This is a genomic window from Rhodococcus sp. 15-725-2-2b, from assembly GCF_002259075.1.
GTDB lineage: Bacteria > Actinomycetota > Actinomycetes > Mycobacteriales > Mycobacteriaceae > Rhodococcoides.
Map to the genome: position 1 here is coordinate 1 of NZ_NPFL01000016.1, position 17949 is coordinate 17949.

General features: G+C 65.4%; 13 protein-coding genes and 1 rRNA gene. 7 read left to right on the forward strand and 7 right to left on the reverse strand.

The window, feature by feature from the left end; genetic code table 11:
* Nucleotides 1-97, forward strand: a 5S ribosomal RNA gene (rrf, locus tag CH306_RS17310); the annotation flags it as partial.
* A gap of 438 nt (nt 98-535) precedes the next feature.
* On the opposite strand, the gene CH306_RS17315 is transcribed toward rrf, so the two are convergent.
* Complete coding sequence (locus CH306_RS17315; RefSeq protein WP_094647438.1) at nt 536-2125, reverse strand: adenylate/guanylate cyclase domain-containing protein; 1590 nt, start codon at nt 2123-2125, stop codon at nt 536-538.
* A gap of 42 nt (nt 2126-2167) precedes the next feature.
* Here CH306_RS17315 and nucS point away from each other — a divergent pair, with 42 nt between their 5' ends.
* The gene (nucS, locus tag CH306_RS17320; protein WP_032394670.1) at nt 2168-2839 is read left to right on the forward strand and encodes an endonuclease NucS; all 672 of its coding nucleotides are present in this window, start codon (nt 2168-2170) and stop codon (nt 2837-2839) included.
* Nucleotides 2840-2880: 41 nt separating this feature from the next.
* The gene (locus CH306_RS17325; RefSeq protein ID WP_045194504.1) at nt 2881-3198 is read left to right on the forward strand and encodes a hypothetical protein; all 318 of its coding nucleotides are present in this window, start codon (nt 2881-2883) and stop codon (nt 3196-3198) included.
* Nucleotides 3199-3228: 30 nt separating this feature from the next.
* On the opposite strand, the gene CH306_RS17330 is transcribed toward CH306_RS17325, so the two are convergent.
* Nucleotides 3229-4179 carry a hypothetical protein gene (locus CH306_RS17330; protein ID WP_032394669.1) on the reverse strand — a complete coding sequence of 317 codons (951 nt, stop codon included), beginning with the start codon at nt 4177-4179 and terminating at the stop codon, nt 3229-3231.
* Nucleotides 4180-4238: 59 nt separating this feature from the next.
* Nucleotides 4239-4721, reverse strand: a complete 483-nt coding sequence (mce, locus tag CH306_RS17335; RefSeq protein WP_373453979.1) for a methylmalonyl-CoA epimerase — start codon at nt 4719-4721, stop codon at nt 4239-4241.
* Nucleotides 4722-4826: 105 nt separating this feature from the next.
* Here mce and CH306_RS17340 point away from each other — a divergent pair, with 105 nt between their 5' ends.
* From CH306_RS17340 to CH306_RS17350, 3 genes are all read left to right on the forward strand, one after another.
* Complete coding sequence (locus tag CH306_RS17340; protein WP_032394813.1) at nt 4827-6017, forward strand: acetyl-CoA C-acetyltransferase; 1191 nt, start codon at nt 4827-4829, stop codon at nt 6015-6017.
* 68 nt (nt 6018-6085) lie between these two features.
* Nucleotides 6086-6457 carry a DUF3817 domain-containing protein gene (locus CH306_RS17345; protein ID WP_176459279.1) on the forward strand — a complete coding sequence of 124 codons (372 nt, stop codon included), beginning with the start codon at nt 6086-6088 and terminating at the stop codon, nt 6455-6457.
* Between the two features lie 114 nt (nt 6458-6571).
* Complete coding sequence (locus CH306_RS17350) at nt 6572-7459, forward strand: tetratricopeptide repeat protein (protein WP_045199502.1); 888 nt, start codon at nt 6572-6574, stop codon at nt 7457-7459.
* A gap of 9 nt (nt 7460-7468) precedes the next feature.
* Here the strand turns inward: CH306_RS17350 and CH306_RS17355 are convergent, their stop codons facing one another.
* From CH306_RS17355 to CH306_RS17365, 3 genes are read right to left on the reverse strand one after another with little or no spacing between them, the layout of a single operon-like run.
* A complete protein-coding gene (locus tag CH306_RS17355; RefSeq protein WP_094647394.1) occupies nt 7469-8917 on the reverse strand; it encodes a metallopeptidase in 1449 nt (482 codons plus the stop codon).
* Entirely contained in the window at nt 8918-11119 is a 2202-nt protein-coding gene (glgB, locus tag CH306_RS17360) for a 1,4-alpha-glucan branching protein GlgB (RefSeq protein ID WP_094647442.1), read from the reverse strand.
* Between the two features lie 11 nt (nt 11120-11130).
* Nucleotides 11131-13137: an alpha-1,4-glucan--maltose-1-phosphate maltosyltransferase gene (locus CH306_RS17365; RefSeq protein WP_094647396.1), complete on the reverse strand. Its 2007-nt coding sequence runs from the start codon at nt 13135-13137 to the stop codon at nt 11131-11133.
* A 205-nt stretch (nt 13138-13342) separates the two neighbouring features.
* On the opposite strand from CH306_RS17365, the gene glgP reads away from it, so the two are divergent.
* The gene (glgP, locus tag CH306_RS17370; protein ID WP_094647398.1) at nt 13343-15865 is read left to right on the forward strand and encodes an alpha-glucan family phosphorylase; all 2523 of its coding nucleotides are present in this window, start codon (nt 13343-13345) and stop codon (nt 15863-15865) included.
* A 9-nt stretch (nt 15866-15874) separates the two neighbouring features.
* Here glgP and CH306_RS17375 read toward each other — a convergent pair whose 3' ends face one another.
* Nucleotides 15875-17923, reverse strand: coding sequence for an ATP-dependent DNA helicase (locus CH306_RS17375; protein WP_032394664.1), 2049 nt, complete (start codon nt 17921-17923; stop codon nt 15875-15877).
* Between the last annotated feature and the right edge of the window lie 26 nt (nt 17924-17949).

A 17949-nucleotide genomic window follows, 5' to 3' on the forward strand; every position in this document is an offset into this window, starting at 1 on the left:
GGAAACGCCCGGTCCCATTCCGAACCCGGAAGCTAAGCCCTCCAGCGCCGATGGTACTGCACTCGACAGGGTGTGGGAGAGTAGGACACCGCCGAACACAATTTCCCAGAACACCCCCAGACCACCCGGTCCGGGGGTGTTCTGCATTTCGAAACCACACCCCACAAAACACCACACCCGTGCCGAATTAGCCCGCACCCACAGGGGCAAACGCGCACGCAATCGGCAACCGCGCGCACAATCGCACCCCGAACACCCACCAATCCCCGCGCACCTGACAAATGCGCGCGCATTCGCGACGATCAGGGCCGAACCCGGATGCCGGCGCGCACACCGGCGGCCACCCGAGCGTCTCGGCACCCCGACTGCCGCCCTCCGCCCACCCCCTCCGACCAACGCGCGCGCATTCGCCACCTGCGCGCGGAATCGCACCCCGACCAGCCCCATTTTCCGCGCACCTGACGAACGCGCGCGCATTTGCGAAATGCGGTACCGACGCGACGGGCTGCGGAACTGCAAGGACCGGTAATGCGAGTCAGGCGTGCACGGCAACAGGCTCGTCGGCGGTGACTTTCACATCCTTGGGGTTCGCGAGGACCGTCTCGGCGGATCGTCCTCGGAGCGTCACGCGATCGCCGAATTCCCAACGCTGCGCTTCGTCGTCCGAGGCGCCGTCCACGGCGGTCTTCGATGCAAGGATCGCTCCGGGGGAATTTTTCGCCAGCTCGGACAGGCGAGCGGCTTCGTTCACCGGGTCTCCGATGACCGTGTACTCGAATCGGGACTTCGCACCGACGTTGCCGGCGACAGCGCGTCCCGCCGCGACGCCGACCGCGGCGCTGCATTCGGGAACTTCGACCACGAGTCGTCGGGCAATTGCTCGTGCCGCAGCCAGCGCCGAGCCACAGTGGTCGGGAATTTCGCTGGGGGCTCCGAAGATGGCCAGAGCCGCGTCGCCCTCGAACTTGTTGATGAAGCCGCCGTGCTCGTCCACCTCGTCGACCACCACGGCGAAGAACCGGTTGAGCAGGTCCACGACCTCGGTAGGGGGTCGGGATGCTGCCAGCTCCGTCGATCCCACGAGGTCGATGAAGAACACGGCGATATCGCGTTCCTGTCCGCCGAGCTCGCTCTCGGACTGCAGGGCCTTCTCGGCGACCTCGTGTCCTACGTGTCTTCCGAAGAGGTCTCGAATCTTCTCCCGATCGCGCACTCCGTCGGCCATCCGATTGAACCCACTCTGCAGCTCGCCGAGCTCGGTGCCGTCGTACACCGCAAGGCGGACATCCATGTTGCCCTTCTCCACCTCGGCCATGCCTGCCCGCACATTGTTGATCGGGGACGTCGTCGCGAAACCACCGAGCACGGTCAGCGCAAGGCCGAAAACGATGGTGATTCCTCCGAGGGACAGGATGCAGACCGCGAGCTGTGTCGCTGTCGTTTCGGGGTTGATGAAGCGGAAGATGGCGATGATCATCAATCCGCTGACCGGCACGCCGGTGCCCAACAGCCACGACAGAATCGATCGGCCCATGACTCCGGCAATACGGATTCGGCGAGGATCCCCGGCTTCGAGGGCCCGAGCAGCAGCGGGACGAAGCGCAAATTCACTGAGTAGGTAGCTGAACGCGCAGACGACGGTGCCACCTGCCGCGATCGTGAACGCAACCTTGGGAATCGACGCCGCGTCGATGATGCCGTCGATCGTGGTGAGCAGCAGCAAGGCTCCTATCCAGAGCAGAATCTGGATTCGGGTCAGACGCCACGGCATTGCGAGGGTCGCGACCTGCTCCTCGCGGCTGGGTTGACGGTCCTCGATTGCCCACCGCAGGCTTCGCAGAGCGTGCGTGGTGCCCCAGACGGCACCGACGACGAAAGCCACGAACACGTATACCGGGACGACGATGAAATTCACCCACCAGTACTGATCCGTTCGCAGAACGTCCGGTCCGGGCACCACTACGCTGATCAGAACCCCCACGATGACTGCACCGATGAGGTTCGACAGGATCAGAAACACCGTCAGCAACAGCTGGATTCGGATCCGTCGTCGACGCGGCGACTCGGAGGTGTCGCCGAGCAGGCGGGAACCCAGGGGAGCGGCAGATCGTCTCAATTGCGGCATGGTCGTCACAGACTAACGGGGCTCCTGCCTTAAGGTGGTCGAGTGCGTCTAGTTATTGCTCGTTGCCAAGTCGACTACGTCGGCCGCCTCACCGCACATCTCCCGTCCGCTCGTCGCCTGCTTCTCGTCAAGTCCGACGGATCGGTCAGCGTGCATGCGGACGACAGGGCCTACAAGCCGCTGAACTGGATGTCGCCGCCCTGCTGGACGGTAGAAACCACCGAGGGCGAGACGATCAAGTGGGTCGTCACCAACAAGGCCGGCGAAGAACTTCGTATCACCATCGATGACGTCGAACTCGACTCGAGCCACGAGTTGGGCATCGATCCCGGATTGGTGAAAGACGGTGTGGAGGCCCATCTTCAGGAGCTGCTGGCCGAGCATGTCAGTACCTTGGGTGACGGTTACACGCTCGTGCGGCGCGAATACATGACGGCTATCGGACCGGTGGATCTGCTGTGCCGCAACGCTGATGGCGGAACTGTGGCGGTCGAGATCAAGCGACGTGGCGAGATCGACGGCGTCGAGCAGTTGACCCGGTACTTGGAGCTTCTCAACCGTGACCCGCTGCTGGCTCCGGTGAGCGGTGTCTTCGCTGCCCAGGTGATCAAGCCTCAGGCGAAGACGCTGGCCACCGATCGCGGCATTCGTTGTCTCACACTCGACTACGACGTCCTGCGCGGAACCGACAGCACCGAGTTCAGGCTTTTCTGACGACCGTCCGTGTCCGCCGGCGTGTTCTCTACACTGGACGGGTGCCCCGTCGTAATCAGCCCCGCAGAGCGAATCGGAGCGGCCCGAGTGTTCTCGGCCCGCCGACCGATTCCGTGCTGGGCGGCAATCGGGTCGAGGTCGGTCCGGACGGAGACACGTACACGACTCGGATGATCCCCGGTGCCAAGGCCGTCAAGACGTATCGCTGCCCCGGCTGCGATCACGAGGTGCGGCCGGGCGTCGCACACATCGTGGCGTGGCCGTCGGACGATTTCGGCGGTGCCGACAATCGTCGGCATTGGCACACCGGGTGTTGGTCCGGGCGAAACACGCGAGGCCTCACCCGTAGATGGTCGTAGCGGGGGAGGCCAGGCGCAGGATCAGCCGAATCAGGACGAGGAGTCGGCCGATTCCTTCTGTTCCTCGGCCTTCGCGGCCGCTTTCTCTTCTTCCTTCTTCAGGATGGCCGTCGGGTCTGGATTGTCGAGCAGCTCGCTTTCGCGATTGACCGAGGCGAGCATCGCCGGAACCGAATCGAGCTGGCCCCGGATTCCGAGCAGCTGGGCCAGTACGCGGCTGCGCAGCACACGCAGCTCCTCGGCCAGTTCCTTGGAGTGCGCGATCCGCCTTTCGGCCTGTTCACTGGCGGACTGAAGCCGTCGAGCAGCCTCGGTCGTCGCCTCTTCGATGCGTCGGGCGGCATCGGCCTTGCTGGACGCCTCTAGTTCCTCGAGGGCGGTGAGCACCTTGGTTCGGCGCTCGGCCATCGTGATCTCGAAGTCTTCCTGAACCTTGGCGCGCTTGGCCTCGGATTCGGCGGCCAACTTGTCGCGCTCGGCCTGCGCGGCCTCGACCACTCGGGCCGCCTCCGTGCGCGCCTGAGCCATGGTCTGCTCATGTTCGGCTTCGAGTGCCGTTCGGCGCTCTTCGAGTTCGGCCACCAGTGACTCGTGCCGTCCGCGCAGTCGGGCACTCTCCTGCTGCGCAACGGAGATCATTTCCTCGGACTCCGAGTGCGCCTTGGCGCGTACCTCGGATGCCTCGTCCGAGGCCAACCGCAGCATGCGTGAGATTCGATCGCTCATCCCCTCCGCCGTGGTGGGCGGAACCGACAGGCGATCGATGTCCTTGCGCAGTTCGTCGATCTCGTCGCGAGCGTCGTCGAGCTGCTTGGCCAGATCACGAGCCTGCGCTGCGGCCGCATCACGATCTGCAGTCGTCAGCCGTAGTTCGGCGTCGAATCGCTCGAAGTAGTTGGTGACTTCGTCGCGATCGAACCCTTTCCGGACGATGGAAAAGGGAAGTTGCACCGTGGAAGTGCGCTCATGATCGATGGCCATGGCCGTCAATTTACCGGTGAGTCAAGTAGAGGGCCATACGGTTCACTCACCGAGTTCGCTCAGTGCGAATTGTGACCAGGTTCGACGAGTTCGATGAGCACTCCACCGGCGTCCTTGGGATGGACGAAGTTGATCCGAGAATCGGCGGTGCCGCGGCGCGGGGCGTCGTACAGCAGCCGAACTCCGCGAGCGCGCAACTCTGTCGAGATCTCTTCGATGTCGGTGACGCGGTAGGCCAACTGCTGCAGTCCCGGGCCGTTGCGGCCGATGAACTTGGCGATGGTGGACGACTCGTCGATCGGTGCGAGCAACTGCAGTGCAGCGGAGTTCCCCGTCGCTCCGGGGAAGGAGAGCATCGCCTCGCGGACACCCTGTTCCTCGTTGATCTCCTCGTGCACGGCAATCATGCCGAGGTGGTCTGTGTACCAGGCGATCGCGGCATCGAGATCGGGCACCGCGACACCCACGTGGTCGATAGCCGTCACCAGGTCGGAGCGCAGCGGGGCTCCCGTGTAAGACTGCGTGCTGGAGGTCATGGCCATGACGTTAGCGCCAGCTGCGTTTCGGTGTTCCGCCCGGCCGGTATCGGAAGGGATCGTCGGAGCGTTGATCTCGACAAGGCCGTCTTCATACTTTCGGAGGAAATCGTGACCACAACAGTCATCGTCGCCGGTGCTCGCACGCCCGTCGGGCGCTTCTCGGGTGCACTCAAGGACTTCTCGGGATCGGACCTCGGCGGTATCGCCATCAAGGGCGCACTCGAGAAGGCCGGTGTTGCTCCGGATCAGGTCGACTACGTCATCATGGGCCAGGTTCTCACCGCCGGTGCCGGCCAGATTCCAGCCCGTCAGGCTGCGGTTGCTGCGGGCATTCCGATGACCGTGCCCGCCCTGACGATCAACAAGGTGTGCCTGTCCGGAGTCGACGCCATCGCATTGGCCGACCAGCTGATTCGTGCCGGTGAATTCGAGATCGTCGTCGCCGGTGGCCAGGAGTCGATGACCCAGGCACCACACATGCTCGAGAAGTCGCGCGCCGGGTTCAAGTACGGCGATGTCACCATGCGTGACCACCTCGCGTACGACGGTCTGTACGACATCTTCACCGATCAGGCCATGGGTGCGCTGACCGAGCAGCGCAACCAGAGCACCGAGGTCATCACTCGCGAGGAGCAGGACACCTTTGCCGCCGCGTCGCATCAGAAAGCCGCAGCGGCCTGGAAGAACGGCGTCTTCGACGACGAGGTGGTTCCGGTCTCGATCCCGCAGCGCAAGGGTGAGCCGATTCAGTTCACCGCAGACGAAGGCATCCGCGCCGACACCACCGTCGACTCCCTCGGCAAGCTTCGCCCCGCATTCGACAAGGCCGGCACCGTGACCGCCGGATCGGCGTCACAGATTTCCGACGGTGCCGCCGCCGTCGTGGTGATGAGCAAGGAGAAGGCGGAGTCGCTCGGTCTGACCTGGCTCGCCGAGATCGGTGCCCACGGAGTGGTCGCCGGTCCCGACTCCACACTGCAGTCACAGCCGGCTCGCGCGATCGTCAAGGCATGCGAGAAGGACGGCATCGACCCGAAGGATCTCGACGTCGTCGAGATCAACGAGGCGTTCGCAGCGGTCGGAATCGCGTCGACGCGTGAGCTGGGCATCGATCCCGAGATCGTGAACGTCAACGGCGGAGCGATCTCGATCGGGCATCCCCTCGGCATGTCGGGAGCTCGCATCGCCCTGCATCTGGCTCTCGAGCTGCAGCGACGCGGCGGCGGAGTGGGCGCGGCCGCCCTGTGCGGCGGCGGTGGACAGGGCGACGCCCTCATCGTTCGAGTCCCGAAGCAGTAGGCGCGTGGTGGCTCTGGCGCGGGACTGAGACCAGAGCCACTACGTTCCGTCGTAGCAAACCGGGCACAATAGCGGGTATGACCAACTTCTTCGACCTGAGCAGTACAGCCAAACGCTTCCGCTTCGTCGCTGTGCTCGAAGCGTTCACCTGGCTGGGTCTGCTTATCGGAATGGCGTTCAAGTACATCCCTGCCGATGGCAACGAAATCGGCGTGAAGATCTTCGGGCCCATCCACGGTGGCGTGTTCGTCGTGTATCTGGCCGTTGCCGTGTTGACGGCGGTCAAGCTCAAATGGGACATCAAGGCGACCCTGCTGGCGCTCGTCGCGGCGTTCCCCCCGTTCGGCACCGTGATCTTCGAGATCTGGGCCGCGCGCACCGGCCGTCTCGCCGAGTTGAGCACCGGCAGGCCCGCAGCCGATGCCAAGGTTCTGTCCTGACCGACCTGCACCGCCCGCCAGTGGATGACGCATCGCGTTAGTGACAAACTGTAGGGCGTGACTCGACCCGGTTCCCGTCCTCCCGTCCGCCCGTCAGCTGTTGTTCCCGCATCCATTGCCGGTGCCGTCGACCTGTCCGTTCTCAAGGACCGTCCGGCACCTGCACCCGCGGCCGAATCCGCAGGCGACGCGGGAGGACTGGCACCGATCGTGGACGTGACCGCGGCTACGTTCGAGGCCGAAGTTCTGCAACGGTCCACGCAGGTTCCGGTGATCGTCGACCTGGGGTCTGCTCGTTCGCCGCAGTCCCAGGCGTTGACGCGTCAGCTCGGACAGCTGGCCGTCGAGGCCGCGGGAACGTGGGTGCTCGCGCGGGTCGACGTGGACTCCAGCCCGCAGATCGCGCAGGCATTCGGCGTTCAGGCCATTCCGACGGTCGTTGCCGTGGCAGCGGGCCAGCCTCTGGCCGACTTCCAGGGCACCCAGTCGGACGAGCAGTTGCGTCAGTGGCTGCAGGCAGTGGAGCAGGCCACGGCCGGCAAGCTCAGTGGTCCGCCCGGAGTCGCGGCTGCCGAGCCGGAACCCGAGATCGAGGATCCGCGGATCGTCGCAGCCGAAGAGGCCATCGACGAGGGTGATTTCGTGAAGGCAGAAGCTGCCTACCAGGCGATCATCGACGCCGAACCGAAGAACACCGAGGCCGTCGCCGCACTGCGTCAGGTCAAATTCCTTGCGCGTGTGCAGAATCTGGCACCGGACGCGATTGCACTCGCCGACGCCGACGCCGGAAACGTTCAGGCTCGGATCGATGCCGCAGACGCCGAGATGGCAGGTCAACAACCGGAGCAGGCTTTTGCGCGGTTGATCGACGGTATCAAGATCAGCGCCGGCGACGACCGAACTGCGCTGCGCACCCGTCTGCTCGAGCTGTTCGAGTTGTTCGATTCGGCCGATCCGCTGGTGGTTTCTGCGCGACGCAAGCTTGCGTCGGCCCTGTACTGACAGCGGTACTCAGCTGTAGCGTGCGTCGCACCGTTCCTTGCCGCCGAGAACTCCCGAACGGAAGGCATCGACTCGGGAGAAGCCGGACGGCAGGGTCGTACCGTTGACGTCGCTGGCGGCGAGGCCGTCACTGAGCAGTCCGGACACGGCCTCGTCGAGATCGCCGGGGGAGAGCCAGACTTCGAGGTCCGTCGTGCCGCTCTCGAGGCTCATCGCCGAGGTGATCACTCCGGACAGACAGGCCGATCGCAGGGCGGCCTGCGGATCGTCGAGCGACTGGCCTGCTTCCCTCTGCACCGCGAGCGTGTAGCGCGAGGCGAACAGCACGTAGGCGCTGTAGTCGCCGGAAACGTTGAGCGGCAGGATGTCTTCGCGTCGGGGTGTCTCGGGCTGTCCGACTTCGGCCAGGTCCTCGACGTCGACACCGATGGTGTTGGTCGACGGGCAGTACGACACCGGCGCGGTGGGCTCGGCGTCGGAGCATCCGGTGTCCGAACCGGAATAGTCGATGTTCGGTGGAACGGTGACGGGCAGCACGGTTTCGAAGGACCGAGTGAAGGCTCCGAGGGTGTCCTCGGTGACCGGTAGCTCACCGGAGTCGTCCGGGTCGCTGAACTTCTGCGGCAACGATGCTCGACGCGAATCGATCTCGGCCTCGTCGATACCGGTGCAGATTGCCGCGCCGTTGATGAAGCCGAGCTGCACTGCGGTGACGCGCTCGAAGGCAGAGCCGTGTACCGATTCCGGATCGTTGGGGTCGACGTCGCGCACGGCGACTGTCGCGGCGAGAACGCCGTTGAGTCCGTCCGAGGTGTTGATGGTGAAGTGCGGTGCATCGTCTTCGGCGACGTGGCGGATGAACGCGCCGGCGAAGCAGTCGGCCTGTTGCTCGGCAACGATGGTCGGGGTGTCGTCGCCGACGAGGCCCGATTGATGCTGAATGGCGTGGCCGTATTCGTGGGCGATCACCATGACCACCGACATCGGTCCGAATGCGTCGACGAGAGCCGGAAGCAGGATGGTGCGATCCCACCCGATCGAGTCGTCGCGAGTGCAGTAGGCGGCGTTGGGAATACCGCCGGTGCGGTCTCCGCAGAATCTGATGCCCGATCCCTCGTCCTCGGACGCGTCCCACGAGACGACCTTCGAGACCGGGGTGAACGAGCCCTTGAACAAGTCGGGGTACTGCTCGGCCCAGAACTGCTGGATGTCGTCGATCGCGTTCGTGCCGAGAATGTCCGAGTCGGTGCCCTCGGCGTTCTCCACGGTGATCGTCGAATCGGGGACACCGGGACGGGGCCCGCTCGGCCCGTTCGTGACCGGAAGTCCGGCGACGGTGAACGGGTTCTCGTAGATCGATACCGCGTTTCCGCTGACGGTCTGTGCGCACGAGGTCAGCAGGAGCAGCCCTGCAGTGGCGGCCGCGGCCAGAAGTCGGGGTGTGCGGCCGCCACTCATCTATCGCTCCAGTTTTATCCAGATCGCCCCGTTGGCAGGAAGGGCGACCTGGCCTGACGCCGGTCGACCGTGCCACGAGTGCGATGTAGCCGTCACTTCACCCAGGTTGCCCACGCCGGAGCCCCCGTACTCCGTTGCATCGGTGTTGAGGATCTCGATCCAGCGGCCGGGTTCCGGTAGTCCCACACGATAGCTGCCGTGCTCGGTTCCGGAGAAGTTGAAAATACACGCGATGACCGAACCGTCGGATCCGTACCGCAGAAAGCTCAGCACGTTGTTCTCGGTGTCGTTGGCGTCGATCCACGAGTATCCACTCGGCGAGGTGTCGAGCGTCCACAGCGCCGGATGGGTCTTGTACGTCGAGTTCAGATCGGACACAAGGGTTTTCACGCCATTGTGCAGAGGTTCCTCGTCGATCTGATACCAGTCGAGGCCGCGTTCCTCGGACCACTCACGGGTCTGCCCGAACTCCTGTCCCATGAACAGCAGTTGCTTACCGGGGTGCGCCCACATGTAGGCGAGCATTCCGCGCAGCCCTGCTGCCTTGGCGTAGTCGTCTCCGGGCATGCGAGTCCACAGAGTGCCCTTGCCGTGTACCACCTCGTCGTGGCTGATGGGGAGCAGGTAGTTCTCACTCCACGCATAGACCAGGGAGAAGGTGATCTCGTGGTGGTGGTAGCTGCGATGGATGGGGTCACGCCCGAGGAAGCCGAGGGTGTCGTGCATCCAGCCCATGTTCCACTTCATGTTGAACCCGAGTCCGCCGACGTTCGTCGGGCGGGTGACGCCGGGCCATGCGGTCGACTCCTCTGCCACCGTGACGACACCGCGGTGCTTCTTGTGCACCGTCGCGTTCATCTCCTGCAGGAAGGTCACGGCCTCGAGGTTCTCGCGGCCGCCGTAGATGTTCGGCGACCAGCCGCCCTCGGGACGGGAGTAGTCCAGGTACAGCATCGACGCCACGGCGTCGACGCGCAGTCCGTCGATGTGGAACTCGTCGATCCAGTACAGCGCGTTTGCGACCAGGAAGTTGCGCACTTCGCGCCGCCCGAAGTCGAAGACCAAAGTGCCCCAGTCGAGTTGCTCGCCGCGCTGCGGGTCACCGTGCTCGTAGAGCGGGCCACCGTCGAACCGAGCCAGGGCCCATTCGTCCTTGGGGAAGTGGGCGGGAACCCAGTCGACGATGACACCGATTCCGGCACTGTGGAGGTGGTCGACGAAGTAGCGGAAATCGTCGGGGCTGCCGAAGCGAGAGGTCGGTGCGTAGTACGAGGTCACCTGGTATCCCCAGGACCCACCGAACGGGTGCTCGGCGACCGGGAGCAGCTCCACGTGGGTGAAGCCGGTTTCGGTGACGTATTCGGCCAACTGCTCGGCGAGTTCGCGGTACCCCAGTCCCGGCCGCCAGGACGCCAGGTGGATCTCGTAGACGCTCATCGGTGCCTGCGTCGGCTCGATGCCGGCCCTCGTATCGAGCCAGGACTCGTCGTTCCAGGTGTACGAGGATGCGGTTACCACCGAGGCCGTCGACGGTGGAACCTCGGTGGCGAAGGCCATCGGGTCGGCCTTGTCCTTGACCGAGCCGTCGGAGCCGTGGACACGGAACTTGTACAGTGCGCCCGGCGCGATGTCGGGAGCGAAGATCTCCCACACTCCGGTCGAGCCCAGTACGCGCATCGGCCATGTGCGGCCGGTCCAGCCGTCGAAATCGCCGACCAGCGTGACGCCCTGGGCTGCGGGTGCCCAGACCGCGAACGACGTGCCGGTGACGGGGCCGTCGGGTGTCGCGTACGACTGTTGGTGTGCGCCCAGAATGTCCCACAGACGCTCGTGTCTGCCCTCACCGAACAGGTGCAGATCGAGTTCGCCGAGAGTGGGCAGGAAGCGGTATCCGTCGGCGGATTCGGAGACGTGTCCACCGGGCCACGTCACTACGAGGCGGTAGTCGATCAGGTCCTCGAACGGGAGAAGGGCAGAGAAGACTCCGTGCGCGACGTGGGTCAGCTCGTGGTCGACGCCACCGATGCGGGCGACGACCTTCTCGGCGTCGGGCTTGAGGGCCCGGATCGCGGTTCCGCCCGGCACCGGGTGGGCACCGAGGACGGAATGCGGGTTGTAGTGCCGCCCTGCAGCGATGAGTTCGAGATCGTTGTCGGGCGGGGCTGCGACGGTGTCTTCGGGCGTCGTCGGATTCTCGGTCACGTTGAATCCCTTCACTTTCGGTTGCCGCGGTAGGCCAGTTCGATTCGTGCCGGGTACGGGATGTGGGGGAGCGTGAAGATGTGCGCCACCGACGTCCAGGGCTCGAGCCGAACGAAATTGGTGTGGCCCCAGTCGTAGTGAACGCCGCTCACCTCGTCCTTGATCGTGAGGGTGTCCTGCCAGTCGTGACCGAGAGCGGGCATGTCCAGGTGGATCGTGCCTTCCTCGGCTCCGAAGGGATTGAGGTTGATCACCACCAGGACCGAGTCACCGGTCTGCGGGTCGAACTTCGAGTACCCGATCAGCGCCTCGTTGTCGATGGTGTGGAAATGGATGTTGCGGAGCTGCTGCAGCGCCGGATGCGCACGCCTGATCGCGTTCAGCGTGGTGATCCAGGGCTCGAGCGACTCGCCGCGGGCGAGTGCACCCTCGAAGTCGCGCGGACGCAGCTGGTACTTCTCCGAGTCCAGGTACTCCTCGCTGCCCTCTCGCACGGCTTGGTGCTCGAACAGCTCGTAGCCCGAGTAGACGCCCCAGGTGGGAGCCATCGTCGCCGCGAGAGCTGCTCGGAGAGCGAACATTCCGGGCCCGCCGTGCTGCAGGCTCTCGTGCAGGATGTCCGGGGTGTTGACGAACAGGTTCGGCCGCGCGTCGTCGGCGCGTCGAGCGTGTTCCTCGGCGAACTCGGTGAGTTCCCATTTCGCGGTACGCCACGTGAAGTAGGTGTACGACTGCGTGAAACCGCGCTGCGCCAACCCGTACATGCGCACCGGGCGGGTGAACGCCTCGGCGAGGAACAGCACGTCCGGGTCGGTCTTCTTCACCTCGGCGATCAGCCATTCCCAGAAGTCCGGCGGCTTGGTGTGTGGATTGTCGACTCGGAAGACCCTGACGCCCAGCGAAATCCAGTATCGGACGACGCGGAGCACCTCTTCGTAGATGCCGCGTCGGTCGTTGTCGAAGTTGACCGGGTAGATGTCCTGGTACTTCTTCGGAGGGTTCTCGGCGTAGGCGATGGTGCCGTCCGGAAGGACGGTGAACCACTCGGAATGTGTTGCAGCCCAGGGATGATCGGGAGCAGCCTGGAGAGCGAGATCGAGCGCCACTTCCAGGTTGTGTTCCTGTGCAGCGGCGACGAACGCGCGGAAGTCGTCCTCGGTGCCCAATTCGGGATGGATGGCGTCGTGCCCGCCGTCCTTCGAGCCGATGGCCCACGGCGACCCGACGTCCTCGGGGCCGGGCGTCAGCGTGTTGTTCGGGCCCTTGCGGTTGATGGTGCCGATCGGGTGGATGGGCGGCAGGTAGACGATGTCGAATCCCATCCGCTCGATGCGGGGCAACTGCTCGATCGACGTCGCGAACGTGCCGTGCCGAGGCGAACCGTCCTCGTTCCACCCACCGGTCGACCGGGGGAAGAACTCGTACCACGCACCGTTGAGCGCGAGATTGCGATCGACCCACACATTGACCGCACGAGATCGAGTCACCAATTCGCGCAGCGGATGCGCGAACAGCAGTTCGGCGACCGCCGGCGCGAACGCCGAGGACACGCGAGCCGGCAGCGGGCGGTCGGTATCGCGCAGCGCGGCGGCGACATCGGCCAGCATCTGCCTGCTCTCGGCCGGAACTCCGGTGGCGGCCCGCAGGAACAACCGGGCCCCGATCTCGAGGTCGTTGGCGAGTTCGTGGGCACTCTGGCCCACTCCGAGCTTGGCTTCGACGGCGTGACGCCAGGTGCTGATCGGATCGCTCCACGCTTCGATGCGGCAGATCCAGTAACCCGGCCGAGAGGGGACGAACACCGCGTCGAACGTGTCGGGTTCGCGGCCCGGTGTCATCGGGATGCGTTCGAGTTTGCCTCCAGGCCCGCGCACCGACAGTGTCGCGGCCACCGCATCGTGACCCTCGCGCCAGACGTCGGCGGAGACTGGAAACGTCTCGCCCACCACCGCTTTCGCGGGGTACTTCCCGGTCGTCGTATCTGGAAGGACATTGTCGATACCAAGTCGACCTGTCACTTCACACTCCATTCTTCGCTAGAGGTATGGCTGCGCGGGCGCAACCTCTGATCGAACCGATATTGGTGTGCTTCTACTCGTCAACCGTAGTGCAGCAATGCAGATGGCGCGTGCGCCGACGCATACTGCCCGCGGTGGGCACTACATCTCGGATTTCGTCCAAGCCGCCCATCGACACAGGTGTGCGTGGGTAGGGTTCGACCCTGTGAAAGCTTTGCGTCGATTCACCGTCCGAGCCCACCTTCCCGCCCGCCTGAATGCCCTCGCCGAGCTCTCGACAAACCTCAGGTGGTCGTGGCACCCGTCGACGCAGGATCTGTTCGAGCACATCGATCCACTGTTGTGGACCGAGCTCGAGCGCGATCCGGTGGCCGTACTGGGAGCCGTCGCGCCTACGCGTCTCGAGGAACTCGCGGCCGACGAGCACTTCCTGGCCGAGTTGGACGCCGCCGAGGCCGATCTCCACGACTACCTCGCTCGACCGCTCTGGTACCAGAACGAGCTGGCCGAGGGGCGCGCTCTGCCGTCGGGCATCGGGTATTTCTCGATGGAGTTCGGTGTCACCGAGGTCCTGCCGAACTACTCCGGCGGGCTCGGAATCCTCGCCGGCGACCACCTCAAGGCTGCCTCGGACCTGGGCCTGCCGTTGATCGGTGTCGGGCTGCTCTACCGCTCGGGCTACTTCCGTCAGTCGCTGACGGCCGACGGCTGGCAGGCCGAACGCTATCCGTCCCTCGACCCGCACGGTCTGCCACTGCGGTTGCTCACCGACGACGGCGACTCTCCGGTGCTGATCCACGTCTCGATGCCCGGATCTCGGGTGCTGCGAGCGCGGGTGTGGATCGCCCAGGTGGGACGCGTCCCGCTGCTGCTGCTCGATTCCGATATCGCCGACAACGACCCGGAGCTGCGCGGGGTCACCGACCGGTTGTACGGCGGCGACCAGGATCACCGCATCAAGCAGGAGATACTCGCCGGTATCGGCGGAGTCAGGGCGATCCGGGCCTACACCCGTGCGCACGGACTGCCCGATCCCGAGGTGTTCCACATGAACGAGGGCCACGCCGGATTCCTCGGCGTCGAACGGATACGCGAACTCGTCACCTCGGGAACACTGGACTTCGATGCAGCGCTGGCGGCGGTGCGAGCGGGTACCGTCTTCACCACCCACACCCCGGTCCCCGCCGGAATCGACCGGTTTCCGGCCGATCTGGCGCGGCACTACTTCGCAAGTGCGGACGGCGGCGCGGACTCGGCGCTGCTGCCGGGGTTGCCGATGGATCGAATTCTCGCCCTCGGCGGCGAAGCCGACGCCTCGGTGTTCAACATGGCGCACATGGGACTGCGTCTGGGGCAACGTGCCAACGGGGTGTCGAAGTTGCACGGCATCGTCAGCCGCGAGATGTTCAACGACCTGTGGCCGGGATTCGACGCATCCGAGGTGCCGATCGGATCGGTCACCAACGGCGTTCATGCTCCGACGTGGTCCGCCCGGGAATGGGCGGAGTCGGGGCCGATGTCCTCGGACGAGGTGTGGTCCACGCGCAACGCCCTGCGGGCACAATTGGTGGACGAGGTGCGGCGTCGGGTGCGGCGCTCGGCGCTCGAACGCGGCTCGACCGAGGCCGAAATCAGTTGGACAGCAAACGTTTTCGATCCCAACGTACTCACCGTCGGATTTGCTCGACGAGTGCCGACATACAAGCGCCTGACCTTGATGCTCCGCGAACCCGAGCGACTGCGCGCCATGTTGCTCGATCCGGTTCGCCCGGTCCAGTTGGTGGTCGCAGGCAAGTCGCACCCCGCCGACGACGGCGGAAAGGCACTGATCCAGCAGATCGTCAGATTCGCCGACCAGGCCGACGTACGGCACCGCATCGTGTTCCTGCCCGACTACGACATGTCCATGGCTCGATTCCTGTACTGGGGATGCGACGTGTGGCTGAACAATCCCTTGCGACCGCTCGAAGCCTGCGGTACCTCGGGCATGAAGTCCGCGCTCAACGGCGGCCTGAACCTGTCGATCCGCGACGGGTGGTGGGACGAGATGTACGACGGGGAGAACGGCTGGGCGATCCCCACCGCGGACGGCGTCACCGACGACAATCGGCGGGACGATCTCGAAGCCGCTGCTCTGTACGAACTGCTCGAACAGGCGGTACTACCCAAGTTCTACGACCGCGGTGACGACGGGGTACCGAGTCGCTGGATCGAAATGGTGCGGCACACCCTCGAGCAGCTGGGCCCGAAAGTGCTGGCGTCGAGAATGGTTCAGGACTACACGCTGGGTTACTACGCCCCCGCTGCCGAGTCCGCCCGCGCGGCTTCGGCCGAGAACAACCGCGGTGCCTCGGATGTCGCGTCGTACCGCCGTCGCGTCGAACAGGCATGGAGCGCAGTCAAAGTCACCCGGGTCGACAGTGACGGTCTGCCGGACACCCCGGTGATCGGCGCGGATCTCTCGCTGCGCGCCGACGTCGATCTCGGCGGACTCGACCCGTCGGACGTCGTGGTGCAGGCGGTCGTGGGACGCGTCGACGAGGAAGAGAACCTCACCGACATCCGCACGACGGCCATGACGCACGTGGGTACCGAGGGTGGTGAGCACATCTACGCGGGCGAGACGCTGCTGCCGCACAGCGGCGCAGTGGGATACACGGTGCGGGTGCTACCTCACCACCACGGTCTCGCCTCGGATGCCGAGCTCGGTCTGGTGGCGACTCCGTAGCCGGGCGCGTTACTTTCCGGCCAGCCGGGTGAGCGCCTTGCGCACTACCTCCGGATCCGAGGTCTCCCAGAACGGCGGCAGCGAGGCGCGCAGGTAGCCGCCGTAGCGGGCAGTGGCAAGTCGTGAATCGAGAACGGCGACAACACCTTTGTCGTCGACGCTGCGGAGCAGTCGGCCGACGCCCTGCGCCAGGAGCAGGGCTGCGTGGTTGGCGGCGACCGCGAGAAAGCCGTTGCCGCCCCGGGATTCGACGGCCTGCTGCCGGGCGACCAACAGCGGGTCGTCGGGCCGCGGGAACGGAATGCGGTCCAGGATCACCAGGCTCAGCGATGGGCCGGGGACGTCGACGCCCTGCCACAGCGACAGCGTCCCGAACAGGGACGTGGCCTCGTCGTCGGCGAACTTCTGCACCAGTGCACCGGTGGAGTCGTCGCCCTGGCACAGAATCGGGGTGTCGAGGCGCTCGCGCATCTCCTCGGCGGCGGCTTTCGCGGCCCGCATGGACGAGAAGAGTCCGAGCGTGCGACCACCGGCGGCGCTGACCAGCGACTCGATCTCGTCCAGAGAGGACTTCGAGAGGCCGTCGCGTCCGGGCGGAGACAGATGCTTGGCGATGTACATGATGCCTGCCCGGGCATGGTCGAACGGCGAGCCGACGTCGAGCGAATTCCACCGGATCGACCCGGTATCGGATGGCGGTTCCACACCCGACGCCATCGCGGTGTCACTGCGCGAGGGCTTCTCTGCAGGCAGGCCCCAGTTGACGGCCAACCCGTCGAACGATCCGCCGACGGTCAAGGTCGCAGAGGTGAGCACCACGGTGGACTCGGCGAACAGGCGAGCCCGCAGCAGTCCGCCCACCGACAGCGGCGCGATGCGGACCGTGCGTTTGACGTTGCCTCGGAAGTCGTCGACGGCATGCCAGACGACGTCCTTGCGCTTGGCCGGATCTGGTTCGTCGAACGCCGTGAGGACACGAACCGCGCTGTCGTGAACCTCGTCGACCGCGACCAGAGCCGCGCTGCGAGCCGCGGCAGCCTCGGGATCGCTCGCTGCCATGCCCTGCTTGTTGGGGCCGATCGCGGTGCGCACCGCCCAGGCGGCATCACGAATCGAAGCGAGTGCTGGGCCGACGCCGTCGGGTAGGGACTGCCACCGGCTCGGCGGAAGCTCGTCCAGAATCGCGGCCCAGTTCTCGGCGGCACCCTCGAGTTGGTCCACCGTCTCTTCTTCGATCAACTTCGCACTCCGCCGAGCGGCAGCAGTGACGGTTGCCGCCGACAGCTCCTCTGTCGCAACGCCAGTCACTCGATCGACCAGTTCGTGAGCCTCGTCGACGACCACGACGTCGTGCTCGGGCAGGATCTGGATGCCCGTGATCGCGTCGATCGCGAGCAGAGCGTGGTTGGTTACGACGACGTCGACCTGCGCAGCTTCCGTACGAGCGCGTTCGGCGAAGCAGTCCTCGCCGACGGGGCAACGGGACTTGCCCAGGCATTCGCGCGCAGTGACGCTGACCTGACGCCAGGCCTGATCGCTGACTCCGGGCACCACGTCGTCGCGGTCGCCCGTCTCGGTCTCGGACGACCACTTGGTCAGCCGTACCACCTCGCGGCCCATACGCGAGACCGCGAACGGGTCGAACAGCTCCGCATCCGGTGCTTCCTGCGCGGCACCGGTGTGGATCTTGTTCATGCACAGATAGTTGTTGCGGCCCTTGAGGATTGCGAATTTCGGTCGACGGCCGACAGCCTCGGTCAGGGCGTCGGACAGGCGCGGGAGATCGCGGTCGACCAGCTGCCGTTGCAGCGCGATGGTGGCCGTGGAGACGATGACGGTCCTGCCCGATTCCACAGCGTGCCGAATGCTGGGAACGAGGTAGGCAAGAGACTTGCCGGTTCCGGTGCCTGCCTGCACCGCCAGATGCTCCCCGGTGTCGATCGAGTGCGCCACCGCCGACGCCATCGTCAGCTGATTGCTGCGCTCCTTGCCGCCGAGCGAGTGCACCGCGACCTGCAGGAGAGCGGGAACGGTTGGCAACTCGGTCTTCGACGGCACCGAAGCAGACTACTGCCGATCGCCCA